This window comes from Rhizobium sp. CF080 (assembly GCF_000282095.2).
GTDB lineage: Bacteria > Pseudomonadota > Alphaproteobacteria > Rhizobiales > Rhizobiaceae > Neorhizobium.
The window spans coordinates 728,569-743,144 of the sequence record NZ_AKKC02000004.1 but is presented as its reverse complement, the minus strand read 5'-3'; the positions used below and the strand labels follow the sequence as shown (position 1 = coordinate 743,144).

Sequence of the window (14,576 nt, the reverse complement as noted above, 5' to 3'; positions counted from 1 at the left end):
CGGAGCCTCCATCACAATCTCTGGCCGTCTTCTGCGAAAACGAAGGTCGAGGCACTGTCGAGGTTCCAGCGCACGCTGTCGCCGGGCTTCACGTCGTCACGCACCGGCTGGATCGAGCGCAGCACGGAGCCGTCCGGCAGCACGACGTCGTAGAGGTTTTCGCGCCCTTGCGTTTCGGCAAACACCACCCGCCCCTCGACGGGTACGCCGCCTGCCGTCCCGAAATGCTCAGGACGGACGCCGAGGCTGAGCGCCGTGCCATCGGGAATGCCCGACAATGCGGCGAGCGGCAGGCGCAAGCCGTTTTCGCCGAGCACGAAAGCCCCCTGCTCTGCCTTGCCCTTGAGGAGGGAGATCGGCGGATTGCCGAGGAAGCTGGCGACGAAGGACGTGCGCGGGTCGTTATACATCTGCGAAGGCGTGGCGATCTGGACGATCTCGCCTGATTTCATGATGGCGATGCGGTCGCACATCGACATCGCCTCCACCTGGTCATGGGTGACGAGGATGGCGGTGATGCCCGTCTCCTTCTGCAGCCGGCGGATTTCCGAACGCATTTCGAGGCGGAGCTTGGCGTCGAGATTGGCGAGCGGTTCGTCGAGGAGAAGCACGTCCGGGCGGCGGATCAAGGCACGGGCGAGCGCCACGCGCTGCTGCTGGCCGCCGGAAAGCTGCGCCGGCCGGCGACCCAGGAGATCTTCGATATGGACGAGGGCTGCGATGTCCGCGACCTGCTTTTTGATATCGGCGGCGGCGACTCGCTTCACCATCAGCGGAAAGCCGATATTCTCCTCCACCGTCATATGCGGATAGAGCGCATAGGATTGGAAGACGACGCCGACATTGCGTTCCTGGCTCGGCAGGTTGGTGACGTCCCGATCGCCGAACAGGATGCGGCCTGCAGTCGGCCGGTGGATGCCGCAGACGGCAAACAGCGTCGTCGACTTGCCGCAGCCGGAAGGCCCGAGCAGGGCCAGCATCTCGCCGGAACCGACCTCGAGGTCCATGTCCTCGATGACCTTGGTGGAGCCGAAACTCTTGGAAAACTTGTCGAGCAGTATACGCATCAGCCCTTGGTGCCTCCGCCATAGATGTTCATGAGATGTTTCTGGAAGAAGACGTAGAGGATCAGCACCGGCACGACGTAGAAGACGCCGACGGCCTTGAAGGTGCCGAAATCGAAATTGTTGTCGTCGATGATCAGGCTCGCCAGATAGACCGACAGGACCTGGACCTTCGCGCCAGGCGCCAGCACCTGCGGCAGGATGAATTCGCTCCAGCCGGTGAGGAAGGAGAACAGCCCGAGCGCCATCATCGCCGGCTTGATCTGCGGCAGCACGAGCCGGCGCCAGACCGTGAAGCGCGAGGCGCCGTCGACAGTGCCCGCCATCTCGATCTCCCAAGGCACGGTGTCGTAAAAACCCTTCATCAGCCAGATGCCGAGCGGCAGGTCGATCGCGGCTTTGACCAGGATCACCCCGATCAGCGAATTGTAGAGGCCGATCCACTGCAGCACGATGAAGATGGCGATGATCAACGTCACCGACGGAAAGGCGTGCAACACCATGACGCCGGCAAGGAAGAAGCCGCGCGCCGGCACGTTGAGGCGCGACAGTACGTAACCTGCCATCGACGAGACCGTCAGGATAACGCCGGTGATGCAGCTTGCGAAGATGAAGGTGTTGAGCGTGACGAGCCAGATGTTCGGCTTGCCGGTCTTGGTTTCCCAGAGGAAACTCCAGTGGCGCAGCGTGAACTCGCTGGGGATCAGCGACCCGACTTCCGTATCGCTGATCGTGTCGATGAACAGATAGGCATACATCACCAGTAGCGGCAGGCTGAAAAGGCCGAGCAGCAGGATCACGGGGACGCTTGAGAAATTCGCCGAGGTTTGCGGTTTTTCGGCCATGCTCAATCCTCGATCAGCGGCTTGGAGATCAGCGTATCGTAACGGAAGATGCGCAGATAGATGAGCGACAGCACGATGCCGACCACCACCAGCACCAGCGCCATGGCCGCCCCCAGCCCATATTCCAGATTGCCGGTATAGTTCTGCAGGGCGGTATGGTAGGCGGCGAGCGACCACACCTCGGTCGCCTTGCCCGGGCCGCCGCGGGTCGAGAGCAGGATCTCGTTGAAGGAGGCGAGAAGCGACAGCGTCTGGTAACACGTGACGAACAGGATCGGCCAGCGCAGCTGCGGCAGGATGATGTGGCGGACCTGCTGCCAGCGGCTGGCGCCATCTACCTCGCTTGCATGGAAGTGCGCCTGGGGGATCGCCTTGATGGCGGACGAGAAGACCAGCATGCCCATCGAGGCGCCGATGAAGCCGTTGATCAGGATCACGAAGAACCAGGCGTTATAGGCGCTGTCGAGCAGGTAGTTCTTCGGCGGATAGCCGAACTGGCCCATGAACATCGAGATGAAGCCGCTGTCCCAGGTCAGCCATTTCCACATCAACACGTAGATGACGACCGGCGTGATGCGCGGCAGCAGCCAGATGGCACGGAAGATGGATGCGGTCGAAGCCGGCATGTAGTGGGTGGTGATGGCGAGGAAGAGTGCGTAGCTGACGTTGAAGACGAGCAGCGTCACCGAGACGTAGAAGGCGGTGTTGAGGAAGATCTGCGCCATGTCCGGCGAATTTGCGATGATCCGGAAGTTTTCCGTCGTCCACACCCAGCCGGTATAGGTGGCTTTGGCGACCGTCTCCTGTTCGGCCGGCGTCAGCGTGAAACCCAGCCTCTTGAGGCTCGCCATCAGTTCGTCGCGCGTTTCAAAACGGGTGTTGAGCACAGAGCGGTTGAAGAGGTCGGAGATCTGCTTGACCTCGCGGGTCGAGGGCCGGTCCTTCAGCGCCTTGATCACCCGCTCCGCCTCGCGGCGCGACGGGAAGACCTCGCCCATGTGGCTGGTGCGCAGTTCGGCGGTGAAGCCGGCCTTGAGCTTCAGGGCTTCGAGAGCTGCAAGACCTTCCTCGTCGATCACGAAGCGCGGCTCGGCGATGCCACTCGCAAGCTCCGGCATGTCGGCCTTCAGCCGGTTGACGGCACCTTGCGTGACCTGCCACACCCCGCCGGAAATGCCGGTGGCGGTGCTCATATTGGTCATGGCGAAGATGGCGGTCAGCACGACCGGCATCAGGAAGAACAGGAAGATCATGACCGCCGCGGGGGCGATCATCACCAGTCCGAGCGTTCGTGACGTTCGCATGGGTGAAGCCTTGGGATACGAATGGGATGCGGGCGGCGGAGCGACGCCGCCCGCGGTTCGGGGCGAGGAGTTTCGCCCGAAAGGCGAACGACTTATCCCGCCCTGGATGAGCGAGATAAGTCGCCTTGCATCAGCGGATGATGATCGCTGCGCCGAGCGTCGATTTCAGCTCGGTTTCGGCATCGTTGACCGCGGCATCGACCGTCTTGGCACCCGTCCAGGATGCTTCGAGGTTCTTCCACATGATCGTCCAATATTTGCCGAAATCGGCATTGTTCGGCATGGCGTTGGCATGCGGCAGCAGGCGCTCGGTGGCCTCGGAAGCCCAGCGGTCGGCGGCGTAGAGGTCGACCTTGGTTTCCGACGGCGAGATGCCGAGATGGGCCGACTTGATCGCATGCAGCGCGTTGATGCGCGGCTCGGAAGCGATCTTGATCAGGTCGGCAGCGATCCGGGTCTCTTCGTCGGTATGGCCGGCCATCAGCAGGTAGGCGAGCGGATGGGTCAGCGTGTTGGACTTGCCGCCTTCGCCGGCCGGCGTCAGCGTGAACTGAACATTGTTGAAGAAGTCCTTGAGGCCTTCCTGGTTTACGAGGCGTGCATAATGCCAGGTGCCGCCGTGCCAGATGCCCGCCTTGCCAGTGGCGACTTCCTTCCACCACTGGTCGCCGGGCATGCCGATATGGTTCTTCTTGGTGACACCGGCCTTCACGAGATCGGCGAAATACTGGTAGGTGCGCTTCATCGCGGCCTTGTCGAAGACGAGCTTGCCTTCCTCTTCCATCACGCCGCCGAAGGACGTGTAGAACTGCCAGTAGTCCGGACCGTTGCTGTTACGCGGATAGAAGCCGTAACCGGCGTGGACGAGGCCCTTGTCCTGCATCTTCTTGGCGTCTTCAAGCACGTTCTTGAGCGTATATTCGCCCTTTGCAACCTTGGCCGGAAGAGCCTCGATATCGGCATCGCTATAACCGATCGCCTTCATATAGGGCTTCCAGAAGAAGAACGGCCGGGATTCGGCGTCCTGCGGGATGCCGTAGACGGTGCCGTTGAAGGAGGTGATCTCCATCAGGTTCGGATAGATGTCGCTGATCGGCCAGCTATCGAGGTCGATGAAGTTCTCGACCGGAACGATGAGGCCAGCCTGTGCCCATGGACCGATGTCTTCATGGCCGGTGGCGACGATGTTCGGAGCCTTCTTGGCTTCGGCAGCCAGCGTCAGCGCCTGCTTGAAGTCTTCCCAACCGGAATAGGGCGTCTTCTGGACGATGATGTTGAGCTGTTCGCCGCGGATGGCGGCTTCACGCTCGAGAATATCGGCAGCGATGTCGAACGCATCGGTGCGGTAGTTGTCGTTCGGTCCGGAACCGCCGGACCAGACGGAGATGGTGACATCCTTGGCGGCGGCGAAGACCGCGGTCGAGGCGAAGAGAACGGCCGCGAGCGTAGCGGATTTGAGTATCGGAAGAACAGTCATGGTTTACTCCCCGAAGAGCGAAATGGCTTCTTCCGAACCCTGAGAGACCTATCGGCCCAGGGCTCCGGAAGCGCTGAAGATCATCAACAGGAAGCGGTTTAGAGGTGCTCCATAACACCCGGATGACAAAATGTACGCGTGTGCAAAATTTCTCCGGAGGGGTAGTTTACAGGTTCGGCGCTGACACGAGCCAGAGCACCGCAAGACGAACACGCCACCAAGCGGTTGCTCGGCACCACTCGGAATTCGGGTTCGATTATATTCCCGCAGCCTTCCGCAGATCGTCGTTCATGCGGGATTGCCAGCCCTTGCCCGTCGCCTTGTAATGCGCGACGAGGTCGGGATCGAGACGGATGGTTACTGGTTGCTTCGTCTTCTCCAGCGGCGGCCGGCCGCGCCTCGCGATCTCCCGGTCGATGCTGGCGGCGAGATCGGGAAAAACTTCGCGAAACGGTCTAGCGTTCTTTAAATCGTCTTCCGTCCATTCGGGATTTTCCGGATCGGAGGCAATCATTCGCTGGATCTCGGCCTCTTCCTCGTCTGTGAGTGTTTTTTTCGAAGAGAACTTGCTCATTGGAGCTTCCTTTCCTTGCGGCTTGCCGGACGCATGGAGATCACCGACAGCGCTTGCGAACCGAGCGGTCGAAAGACGACCGCAATGATGATCAGGCCGTTCAGTTCTCCGATCGCCTTGAAGCGGTCTTGCTTGGCCGGTCCGATCTTAGAGGACTGAAAGAACTCAAGTGAGAGATCGGCAAAGTCCAATCCGTGCTTGGCCAAATTGTTCTGGCGCTTGGACTCGTCCCAGGTGATCCTCATTAAATGTATGTACGATAATGCGGGCGACTAAGCAAGAATTATTCGTACGTACAATATTTGACAAGAACGAGTTTATCGCTCCAGCGCGACCGTCTTGATCACCGCAAATACCGATTTTCCGAGCTTGAGTTCCAGGCGCTCGACGGAAAGCGCCGTGATACGGGCGAGCACCATGTCGTCGCCGCAGCGGATTCGGATGCGGACCATGCCGTCGCCGTCCGGCTCGATCGCGGCGATCTCGCCTTCCAGGATGTTGAGGGCGCTCAGGCCCTCCGGTCGCTGGGTGGCGACCATCACGTCGCGTTCGGGGATATGCACGCGCACGCTTCCCCCCTCTTCGACCCGCGCATTCGGCACGACGATCTGCGCCTGCGAAAGCCGGATCGTCGCCAGCCAATGCGGGATATCGATCGTCTCGACCGTGCCGGTCAGCACCGCGCCGGCATCGCGTCGATCGGCCGAGGGCAGCGACAGGACCTCGGAGGGCGTGCCGACCGCCTCGACCCGGCCGTCCTTCATCATCACCACCCTGTCGGCAAGCCGTGCAACCTCGGATACCGAGTGGCTGACATAGACGATCGGCGTCGAGGTCTCGTCGCGCAGTCGTTCGAGATAGGGCAGGATCTCCGCCTTGCGCTGGTCGTCGAGCGCGGCAAGCGGCTCGTCCATCAGAAGGAGACGCGGGGCCGACAGCAAGGCCCGACCGATCGCGACACGCTGTTTTTCACCGCCTGAGAGTTTTCCGGGCCGCCGGTCGAGCAGCGCGCCGATGCCGAGAAGTTCGACGATGCGGTCGAAATTCTCGGGCTGCATTGTCTTCGGCGCGAACCAGCGGCCATAATTCAGGTTCTGGCGGACGGAAAGGTGCGGGAAAAGCCGCCCTTCCTGGAAGACGTAGCCGAAACGGCGCCGGTGCTTTGGCACGAAGATCCGGTTTTCAGTGTCGAGCAGCACCTCGTCATCGATCATCAACCGCCCGTGATCCGGCTTCGAGAGTCCGGCAATCAGTCGAACGAGCGACGTCTTGCCGGAGCCCGAAGGCCCGAACAGCGCGGTCACGCCGCCATCAGACGTAAAACCCGCATCGAGGACGAACTCCCCCAGCGCCTGCCGTGCCTGGACGATCAGGGTCATTCGATATGAACCCTCTTGCCGACCAGATAGGCCATGAATTCCGAGGCGAGGAGTGCGGCAAACGAGATGGCGATCGCGACCAGCGTCAGCCTCATCGCGCCCACATCGCCGCCCGGCACCTGGGTGAATGTGTAGATCGCCGCCGAAAGCGTCTGGGTTTCGCCGGGAATGTTGGAAACGAAGGTGATCGTCGCGCCGAACTCGCCCATTGCCTTGGCGAAGGCGAGGATCATGCCGGCGATCACGCCCGGCAGGATGAGCGGCAGTGTCACGGTGAGGAATACCCAGGCAGGGCCTGCGCCGAGCGTGCCGGCCGCCTCTTCCAGCTTGCGGTCGACCGCCTCGATCGACAGCCGGATGGAGCGCACCATCAGCGGGAAACCCATGACGCCGCAGGCGAGTGCGGCCCCCGTCCAGCGAAAGGAGAGAACGATGCCGAGATATTCGTTGAGAAAGGCGCCGATCACACCGCGCCGCCCGAACAGGATCAGCAACAGGAAACCGATGACGACCGGCGGCAAGATGAGCGGCAGGTGGACAATGCCGTTCAGGATGGACTTGCCCCAGAATCTTCCGCGGGCAAGCAAATAGGCGACGGCAATACCGAACGGCAGGCTGACGACCATGGCGACGGCGGAGACCTTCAGGCTGAGCCTGATCGCGGTCCATTCCTCGTCACTCAATACCAGCCAGTCCAAACGCCGATCCCACCCGCAACCATAAGCAATATATCACCCTGGATATATCGAGATGGATCGGATGGCTAGGTCTTGCCTGGAAAGTTATTGGAGGGTTCTGGAAAAAGGCGGTGGGAGAGCGCCGGGTTTACCGCTGCTCTCCCTACACCATCGCATTCACAAGATGGTTTGCCTGAACGAAGACCGCAGAGCCTCAGTTCATGCGCGACCGGTTAGCGGTTGTCGCGGGTCGTGTTGCCAAAGATCGACTGGTTTTCCTGGCGATCGCTGGCACGAGTCTGGATGCTGCCGGTGCGGACATTGTCCACATTGGCCTTGTCAACCTGCGCCGAAACGTGGCTCTTCGAAGAGCCTTCATAATAATCGCCTTCGGCGAGAGCCGAACCTGCGAACGAAGCAGCGGCGATCATGGCGGCGATAGCGGAGATGGAAGTCTTCATTGTCTTAGTCCTTTCAGAGTTCGCCCGTGGCTAAAGTTTGCGACCTGCCTGGCGGACGATGTTCGGTGTCTTGAATGAGCGGCGCCCGTTAACGGTTGTCGCGGCTTTGATGCGGGAAGATCGGCTGGCCATTACGGCTGTCGTTGTCGCGGGCCTGGTCGATACTGCCGGTCTTGACGTTGTCGACCTGGCGGCTGGTCTGAACAGCTGCCTGTCCCTTGGAGGCACCCTGATAGTAATCACCTTCCGCAAGCGCGACGCCAGTGAAGGAAGCCGAAGCGATCATCGCTGCAGCAAGCGTGGAAAGAATGGTTTTCATTATCGTATTCCTTGAGTGAAACGGAGCCGTTGGGAGCCGGCTTCCGGTGAGCGGTATCGGGAAGCGCGTTGCTTGCTTCCGTTCATGGAAATGGGGAAGCGCTTCCGAGGTCGCTAGGGCACGATTTCCAAACGGAATGTTCGAGATTCGAGAACAAACAACTGCGGGAGGGCTGTTGAAATCGAGATTCGGACCGGGCTGGGAGTGTCGGTTCGCTCTCGAAATGGCTCTCCCTGAACGCAAAACGGCCCCTTGCGGGACCGTTTCGACGAGTGTTGTGAGGTGCCAACGGTTACTTCAGAACCGTAAAGCCTTCCTTTTCGAAAAAAGGCGCGGCCTTGGCCGACTTCAGATAGTCGAGATAGGCGGCGGCATCCTTGGACTTCGATTCTGACAGGATGGCGATCGGATAGATGATCGGCGGGTGGGTGTCGGCCGGAAAAGTGCCGACGATGGCAACGCCCGGATCGGCTGCTGCGTCCGTCTGGTAGACGATGCCGTAGGGCGCTTCACCCCGAGAGACAAGCGCGAGTGCGGAGCGCACGCTTTCGGCGCCTGCAACGCTCTTTTCGACAGAAGACCAGACGCCGAGCTTTTCGAGCGCTGCCTTGCCGTATTTGCCGGCCGGAACCGCATTCGGCTCACCCATCGCGAGCCTGCCCCCCTTGAGCAGGCCCGCGAGATCGAAGCCCGGCTTGATGTCCACCGGCTTGGCAGCGTCCTTGGCGGCGACCAGCACGATGCGGTTGCCGAGCCAGTTGAACTTGGTGTCTTCCTTCACGAGCTTCCTGTCGGATATGTATTTCATCCAGTCGAGATCGGCCGAAATGAAGATATCGGCGGGAGCGCCGCTTTCGATCTGCTTGGCGAGCGCCGAGCTTGCGGCGTAGGACACGGTGACGTCCTTGCCCCCTTGGGTACCCCACGCCTTGTTGGCGTTGTCGAGAGCATTCTTCATGCTGGCTGCAGCAAAGACGGTGACTTTTTCTTGCGCCGCGGCGGGAGCAGCGAAGGAGGCGAGCGTTACAAAGGCAGCAGCAGCCGAGGCCACGGCGAGCTTGACCCAGGAATGACGATTAATGTTCATGATTTTCCTCTCCAATCCTTAAAGCGAGATATTCTCTTGAATATCTCGGAGGAGAAGTTTTGACTAGCGCTATATTCCACGAAATATCTTGATCAGGTTGGTCGGCGGGCTCAGATGCCGAGAGCCATGCCATCCTTGCGCGGATCCGAGCCGCCCTTCAGCACGCCGGTCTCCCAGTCGATCCAGATCGCCTGGGCGCCGCCCATCGCCGATTCCGGCGTCTTCACCTCGAAACCGCGCTTGGTGAATTCCGCACCGATCGTGTTGCGCAACCGGGCTTCCATCTCCACCTGATTGGTGCCGGGCAACGGGAAGAGGCGCGGCAGGTCGATGGCGCTCTGGAGGTCCATGCCATAGTCGAAGACCTTCGAGAGGAAATGGGCGTGGCCCATGGCCTGATACTGGCCGCCCATGACACCGAAGGGCATGACCGCGCGGCCGTCCTTCGTCACCATGCCTGGAATGATCGTGTGCATCGGTCGCTTGCCCGGTGCGATCGCGTTCGGGTGGGCCGGATCGAGCGAGAAGCTGAAGCCCCGATTGTGGAACATCACACCGCTCTTCGGATCCATGTGGCCGCTGCCATAGACGAAGAAGATCGAATTGATGAAGCTGATCGCATTGCGGTCGCTGTCGACGACCGAGAGATAGATGGTGTCCTTGTGCGGCACTTCGTCGAAGGGCGGCAGGTCCGCGATCGCCCTGTCGGGATCGATCATGCCGGCGAGTTCCCTGGCAAGCGCATCGGACAGCAGATAGTCGACCGGCACATCGACCTTGGCCGGATCGGCGAGGAAGCGGTTGCGCGCCGCGTAGGCCAGCCGCGTCGCCTCGACCTCGATATGCAGCCGCTCGGGTGCAAGCGGATTACCCTTGCCCGGGAAATGCGACAGGATGTTGAGGATCATCAGCGCGATGATGCCCTGGCCGTTCGGCGGGCATTCGTGGATTTCGTGGCCACGGAATGTCGTCTTGATCGGCGTCACGTATTCGCCCCCGGCATTGGCGAAATCGTCGAGCGTATGCAGCGCGCCGATGCTATTCAGGTGGTTCACCATGCCTTCCGCGATCGGGCCGCGATAGAAAGCGTCCCTGCCCTCCCGGCCGATGGCCTCAAGCGTATCGGCGAGCTGCCTCTGGTACTGGATCGTGCCGGCCGGCGGCGCTTCGCCGTCGATGAGGAAGATACGGCTCGCGGCCGGATCGTCCTTCAGGACCCCCGCCTGGGCGGCAAGATCGTGCGCAGTGCGCGGCGGCAAGACGTAGCCGTCACGCGCAAGCTTGATCGCCGGAGCCAGAATATCGGCCATCTTCATACGGCCATGATCGGCAACCAGCCGCGTCCAGGCATCCACCGCACCCGGTACGGTGATCGTGTGCGGCGAGCTTCGGGTGAGGCTGGTGACGCCGAGCGAACGGAGATGTTCGACGGTTGCGGCCGCCGGCGCCCGGCCTGACCCATTATAGGCCAGAACCTTGTCCGTCCCGCCGAGCGAGAGGAGCGCGAAGCAATCGCCGCCGATGCCGGTCGAGCCGGCTTCGACGACACACTGCACGGCGCATGCAGCGACTGCTGCATCCACGGCATTACCGCCGTTTCGCAGGATGTCGATGGCGGCAAGCGTCGCCAGCGGCTGTGAGGTGGCAGCCATCGCAGTGCGGCCGACGGCGAGCGAACGACCGGGTAATTCGAAGTCTCTCATGTCACCCTCATCACGGGAAAAATGGGTTCAAGCCCCTGTGGCAGCTCAGGATTTCATCCTCAACAGACCATGCCGCGCGCCCGGCATCAAGCCGTCAATCGTTTATTCTGAAAGGGCTAATATACAGCAGGAAATCGTTAACCTTTGCAGGCCGTAAACCAGTTCAAAAGGATATTCCGGGCTTGTCGCGCGTTGACGGGGGCTGGCATGGAAAGAATGTCATGAACAGTATTCCAGCCCTCCTGCTGGCCGCCGCCTGCCTTATTATCATAGGCTTTTATGCGGTCGCCTTCGTGACCGCCCTGATAGGGTGATCACGCATCAAACCTGACGCCCGCCTCCAAAGTGCCATTTTGAATGGCGGAGGCGGGCCTGAAATACCTGGCATTTCGGCTGCGAGCCTTATTCCACGGCGGTCGCCTTCGTCGCACCGCCCACCATCACCAGACTCGGAGTTCCTAGCGAATTGCCTCGATCCAGCCATAGATCGTCGCCGCACTCTCTTCAGGCACAATCCCGGTAGAAGATATTCGACATCGTGCTCGAGCCGTGTAACAGGCTTGTGTCCACCGCGTCGCTTGCCGTCCGCTCGGCTTTGCCAGATAACAAGGAAAGCAAGATAATTTGACACCAAACTATCTTGCTGCCTCCCCCCATTTCTACTAGTTTTTCACCATGGGAGGAACAGGAGATGGCGGCGGAATCATCGATACGGCGGGACACGCAGGCGGCGTCTGAGGAGGGCGAAGCGCTTGTTCCAGCCATGTTCCAGAATCTTATCGGCTATCATCTGAGAGTGGCGCAGGAAACGTCGTTCCAGGCGTTTGCCAGGGCGGCCGGCAAGGCGGATCTGAAGCCCGGCTGGTATGCGTTGCTGACCGCGCTTGCGGAGCGGGAAAGTATGACACCCTCCGAACTCAGCCGCATCTGTGGTCGCGACCGCTCGACGTTGACCTCCAGCCTCAAGGCATTGTCCCATCGCGGGCTGATCGCGCGGCGCCGGAATCCGGACGACCAGCGCAGCTACAGCGTCAAGCTTACCGAAGATGGCCGAAAGATGCAGGAACGGCTGCACGAGATCGCTGTCGTGCAAAACGCGCGCCTCGACGAGATCGCCGGCGAAGACAAGGCGGTGCTGATCGACGTGCTTGGCCGGATCGCCGCGACATTCGGGACCCAGGATTTTTGAAGATACGCATTTGGGAGGCAGCCCCGGTCGCTTGCCATCCGATCGCCGGGGCAAAAGCAAAAACCGGCGAGTCATCCTCGCCGGCCTTTCAATCTGGAAGAAAACCTTTCCTCAGAGGATATGCGTGCCGCCGAGGTTCTGCACCGCACGGCGGGTCATCACCGCCACCAGATGGGCCCGGTAATCGGCCGGAGCGTGCATGTCGCCCATCATCCGCGATGGGTCGATGGTGAGGCCTTCCAGCGCTTCGGCCGAAAAATTCGCGGTCAGCAGTTCTTCCGCTTCGGTCCAGCGGAACACGCCCTCGTTGCCCGCACCGGTGATCGCCACGCGGATGTGACCATCGGTATGCTTGCTCACGAAGGCGGCAGCCATCGAATAGCGCGAGGCCGGGTTGCGGAATTTCGCGTAGCCGGCGATTTCCGGGATCTTGAATTCGACGCGAACGAGGATTTCGCCGGGCTCCAGTGCCGTCGTATAAAGGCCCTGGAAATACTCGGCGGCGGGGACTTCGCGGCGGTCGGTATGGACGATCGCATCGAGCGACAGCACGGCGGAGGGATAGTCGGCGGCGGGGTCGTTATTGGCGGTCGAGCCGCCGATCGTGCCCATGTGGCGCACCTGGACGTCGCCGATCGAGCCTGCGAGGCCCGAAAGCGCGGGAATGGCGGCCTTGATTTCTTTCGAAGCGGCGACGACGGCATGTTTGGTGGCCGAGCCGATGATCACCCTGTCGGCGGTGACTTCGATGCCGGAAAGCTCCGGAATGTTGCGCACGTCGATCAGATGCGCGGGCGCAGCAAGCCGGCTCTTCAGCGTCGGGATCAACGTGTGGCCGCCGGAGAGATAGGACGGCTCGTCGGAATTCTCGAAGAGTTCGACGGCTTCGGCCAACGTCTTCGGCTTGTGGTAGGTCGTTGCGTACATGGCGTGATCCTCCCCGCTTATTCGGCCGCGACGGCATGCGCCGCGCGGTGCTTCTCGGCAGCGTCCAGCACCGCCTTGACGATGTTGTGGTAGCCGGTGCAGCGGCAGATATTACCTTCGAGTTCGTGCCGCACGGTGTGCTCGTCGAGCATGCCGTCATGGCGGCGGATCATGTCGACCGAAGCCATGATCATGCCCGGCGTGCAATAGCCGCACTGCAGGCCGTGGTGTTCGTGGAAAGCCTGCTGCACGTCATGCAGCTTGCCACCTTCGGCCAGTCCCTCGATCGTCGTCACCTGCGAACCGTCGGCGGCGACGGCCAAGACCGTACAGCTCTTCACGGCCTTGCCGTCGAGATGGATCGTACAGGCACCGCACTGGGTAGTGTCGCAGCCGACATGGGTGCCGGTGAGGCCGAGATGTTCGCGGATGAACTGCACGAGCAGCGTCCGGTCTTCGACGTCCCGCGTCTGCGGCGTGCCATTGACGGTGATGGTGATGCGGGACATGAGCCCCTCCTCTTCAAAACTACAAATCCAAGGCCGATCCAAGTACGATTCCATCGGCCGCGATGTGCGTCAGCTTATGATATATGCATCTCGTCGCGTGTCATCCGTTCCGGAGGGCATGCCATCATTTCCCGCCAGCGACCGACTCAAAGAACGACAGGTCGAGATATTTGGAAATGTCGGTCAACGGCGTGGAGCCTGTTCCGTAGCGGGAACGCAGGTCGAGAACCGCTTTCATTCCCTCCGGGAGAATCTTCGAGCCGGGCGTCAGGCCCGAGCGCGGCGACAGCAGGCTGTTCATGATCGAGGGAACGGCGGCCGGCTGGATGTCCGGCATTTTCGACTGCAGCAGTTCCGCGGCGGCCTCGCGATTGGCGGGGTCAAGCGTCCATTCGAGGCCCTTGAGATAGGCCCGGATGAAGGCCTTCACCGTCTCCGGGTTTTCGGCGGCGTATGAGCGGCGGGCGGCGATCGCGCCACCCTGGTAGCTGTCGAAATGGTTGGACGAGACGTCGAGCACGTTGAAGCCGGAGCGCTTGGCGATGCTGGTGAACGGCTCGATCGTCAGCGTAGCGGCATGTTCGCCTGATTTAACCGACTGCCAGCGCTGCGGCGTCGCACCGACGGCCGCGAAAGTGACGTCTTCACGGCTCAGACCGCTTTTCGCCATCATGTCGAAGAGCACGAAGGCGAAACCGGTGGTCAGCGCGTCGAGCGCGATCGAGCGCCCCTTCAGGTCCTCGTAGGTCTTGACCTCAGGCGCGGTGACGATCGCAAGCTCGAGCTGGGTTGCGCCCATCAGCACGACGTAGTCCGGGTTGACACCGGCAGCCGTGGCGCCCTGGCCCTCGCCGTAAGCCACCACATTGTCGAACGCGGTGAAGACGATGTCGAATTCGCCGGCTGCGGTCTTCTCGGCCTGCGCGACCGAGCTCGGGGTCAGCGAGATCTCGACCTTCAGGCCTTGTTCAGCGAAAAAGCTCTGTTCGATCGCCGCAAAGGTCGGCAGGTTCGGGGCGCCCGGGAAGGCGATGACACGGACGGTTTTCAGTTCAGTCATT

General features: G+C 61.2%; 16 protein-coding genes. 1 reads left to right on the top strand and 15 read right to left on the bottom strand.

Annotated elements, in window-relative coordinates:
• Window positions 1-11 precede the first annotated feature (11 nt).
• From PMI07_RS10545 to ggt, 12 genes are all read right to left on the bottom strand, one after another.
• Window positions 12-1,067, bottom strand: coding sequence for an ABC transporter ATP-binding protein (locus PMI07_RS10545; protein ID WP_007759931.1), 1,056 nt, complete (start codon window positions 1,065-1,067; stop codon window positions 12-14).
• Window positions 1,067-1,909 (bottom strand): carbohydrate ABC transporter permease, encoded by an 843-nt coding sequence (locus tag PMI07_RS10540; protein WP_007759929.1) that lies wholly within the window; start codon window positions 1,907-1,909, stop codon window positions 1,067-1,069. The genes PMI07_RS10545 and PMI07_RS10540 overlap by 1 nt, the downstream gene beginning before the upstream one ends.
• Window positions 1,910-1,911: 2 nt before the next feature.
• Window positions 1,912-3,213 (bottom strand): sugar ABC transporter permease, encoded by a 1,302-nt coding sequence (locus tag PMI07_RS10535; RefSeq protein ID WP_037086181.1) that lies wholly within the window; start codon window positions 3,211-3,213, stop codon window positions 1,912-1,914.
• 130 nt (window positions 3,214-3,343) lie between these two features.
• Window positions 3,344-4,690, bottom strand: a complete 1,347-nt coding sequence (locus PMI07_RS10530; protein ID WP_007759927.1) for an extracellular solute-binding protein — start codon at window positions 4,688-4,690, stop codon at window positions 3,344-3,346.
• 256 nt (window positions 4,691-4,946) lie between these two features.
• Entirely contained in the window at window positions 4,947-5,264 is a 318-nt protein-coding gene (locus tag PMI07_RS10525) for a BrnA antitoxin family protein (protein ID WP_007759926.1), read from the bottom strand.
• A complete protein-coding gene (locus PMI07_RS10520) occupies window positions 5,261-5,509 on the bottom strand; it encodes a BrnT family toxin (RefSeq protein WP_007759918.1) in 249 nt (82 codons plus the stop codon). The genes PMI07_RS10525 and PMI07_RS10520 overlap by 4 nt, the downstream gene beginning before the upstream one ends.
• A 72-nt stretch (window positions 5,510-5,581) precedes the next feature.
• Window positions 5,582-6,643 carry a molybdenum ABC transporter ATP-binding protein gene (gene modC / locus PMI07_RS10515; protein ID WP_007759917.1) on the bottom strand — a complete coding sequence of 354 codons (1,062 nt, stop codon included), beginning with the start codon at window positions 6,641-6,643 and terminating at the stop codon, window positions 5,582-5,584.
• Window positions 6,640-7,341: a molybdate ABC transporter permease subunit gene (modB, locus tag PMI07_RS10510; RefSeq protein ID WP_007759916.1), complete on the bottom strand. Its 702-nt coding sequence runs from the start codon at window positions 7,339-7,341 to the stop codon at window positions 6,640-6,642. The genes modC and modB overlap by 4 nt, the downstream gene beginning before the upstream one ends.
• Window positions 7,342-7,553: 212 nt before the next feature.
• Entirely contained in the window at window positions 7,554-7,781 is a 228-nt protein-coding gene (locus PMI07_RS10505) for a hypothetical protein (RefSeq protein ID WP_007759915.1), read from the bottom strand.
• An 88-nt stretch (window positions 7,782-7,869) separates the two neighbouring features.
• Complete coding sequence (locus PMI07_RS10500) at window positions 7,870-8,100, bottom strand: hypothetical protein (protein ID WP_007759911.1); 231 nt, start codon at window positions 8,098-8,100, stop codon at window positions 7,870-7,872.
• A gap of 292 nt (window positions 8,101-8,392) precedes the next feature.
• Window positions 8,393-9,187: a molybdate ABC transporter substrate-binding protein gene (gene modA / locus PMI07_RS10495; RefSeq protein ID WP_007759910.1), complete on the bottom strand. Its 795-nt coding sequence runs from the start codon at window positions 9,185-9,187 to the stop codon at window positions 8,393-8,395.
• A 110-nt stretch (window positions 9,188-9,297) separates the two neighbouring features.
• Window positions 9,298-10,890, bottom strand: a complete 1,593-nt coding sequence (gene ggt / locus PMI07_RS10490) for a gamma-glutamyltransferase (RefSeq protein WP_024163722.1) — start codon at window positions 10,888-10,890, stop codon at window positions 9,298-9,300.
• A 691-nt stretch (window positions 10,891-11,581) separates the two neighbouring features.
• Here ggt and PMI07_RS10485 point away from each other — a divergent pair.
• On the top strand, window positions 11,582-12,079 hold the full coding sequence (locus tag PMI07_RS10485; RefSeq protein ID WP_007754338.1) for a MarR family transcriptional regulator: 498 nt from the start codon (window positions 11,582-11,584) through the stop codon (window positions 12,077-12,079).
• A gap of 111 nt (window positions 12,080-12,190) precedes the next feature.
• Here PMI07_RS10485 and PMI07_RS10480 read toward each other — a convergent pair whose 3' ends face one another.
• From PMI07_RS10480 to PMI07_RS10470, 3 genes are all read right to left on the bottom strand, one after another.
• On the bottom strand, window positions 12,191-13,006 hold the full coding sequence (locus tag PMI07_RS10480) for a xanthine dehydrogenase family protein subunit M (protein ID WP_024163721.1): 816 nt from the start codon (window positions 13,004-13,006) through the stop codon (window positions 12,191-12,193).
• A gap of 17 nt (window positions 13,007-13,023) precedes the next feature.
• Window positions 13,024-13,515 carry a (2Fe-2S)-binding protein gene (locus PMI07_RS10475; protein ID WP_024163720.1) on the bottom strand — a complete coding sequence of 164 codons (492 nt, stop codon included), beginning with the start codon at window positions 13,513-13,515 and terminating at the stop codon, window positions 13,024-13,026.
• A 124-nt stretch (window positions 13,516-13,639) separates the two neighbouring features.
• Window positions 13,640-14,575, bottom strand: coding sequence for an ABC transporter substrate-binding protein (locus PMI07_RS10470; protein WP_007752612.1), 936 nt, complete (start codon window positions 14,573-14,575; stop codon window positions 13,640-13,642).
• Window position 14,576: the final 1 nt, after the last annotated feature.

Bases quoted from the DNA above. Each gene is read 5' to 3' on its own strand.
- modA (WP_007759910.1), bottom strand. From the start codon at position 9,187: ATGAACATTAATCGTCATTCCTGGGTCAAGCTCGCCGTGGCCTCGGCT.
- PMI07_RS10500 (WP_007759911.1), bottom strand. From the start codon at position 8,100: ATGAAAACCATTCTTTCCACGCTTGCTGCAGCGATGATCGCTTCGGCT.
- PMI07_RS10545 (WP_007759931.1), bottom strand. From the start codon at position 1,067: ATGCGTATACTGCTCGACAAGTTTTCCAAGAGTTTCGGCTCCACCAAG.
- PMI07_RS10470 (WP_007752612.1), bottom strand. From the start codon at position 14,575: ATGACTGAACTGAAAACCGTCCGTGTCATCGCCTTCCCGGGCGCCCCG.
- PMI07_RS10520 (WP_007759918.1), bottom strand. From the start codon at position 5,509: ATGAGGATCACCTGGGACGAGTCCAAGCGCCAGAACAATTTGGCCAAG.
- PMI07_RS10525 (WP_007759926.1), bottom strand. From the start codon at position 5,264: ATGAGCAAGTTCTCTTCGAAAAAAACACTCACAGACGAGGAAGAGGCC.
- PMI07_RS10480 (WP_024163721.1), bottom strand. From the start codon at position 13,006: ATGTACGCAACGACCTACCACAAGCCGAAGACGTTGGCCGAAGCCGTC.
- ggt (WP_024163722.1), bottom strand. From the start codon at position 10,890: ATGAGAGACTTCGAATTACCCGGTCGTTCGCTCGCCGTCGGCCGCACT.
- PMI07_RS10535 (WP_037086181.1), bottom strand. From the start codon at position 3,213: ATGCGAACGTCACGAACGCTCGGACTGGTGATGATCGCCCCCGCGGCG.
- PMI07_RS10485 (WP_007754338.1), top strand. From the start codon at position 11,582: ATGGCGGCGGAATCATCGATACGGCGGGACACGCAGGCGGCGTCTGAG.
- PMI07_RS10540 (WP_007759929.1), bottom strand. From the start codon at position 1,909: ATGGCCGAAAAACCGCAAACCTCGGCGAATTTCTCAAGCGTCCCCGTG.
- PMI07_RS10505 (WP_007759915.1), bottom strand. From the start codon at position 7,781: ATGAAGACTTCCATCTCCGCTATCGCCGCCATGATCGCCGCTGCTTCG.
- modC (WP_007759917.1), bottom strand. From the start codon at position 6,643: ATGACCCTGATCGTCCAGGCACGGCAGGCGCTGGGGGAGTTCGTCCTC.
- PMI07_RS10475 (WP_024163720.1), bottom strand. From the start codon at position 13,515: ATGTCCCGCATCACCATCACCGTCAATGGCACGCCGCAGACGCGGGAC.
- PMI07_RS10530 (WP_007759927.1), bottom strand. From the start codon at position 4,690: ATGACTGTTCTTCCGATACTCAAATCCGCTACGCTCGCGGCCGTTCTC.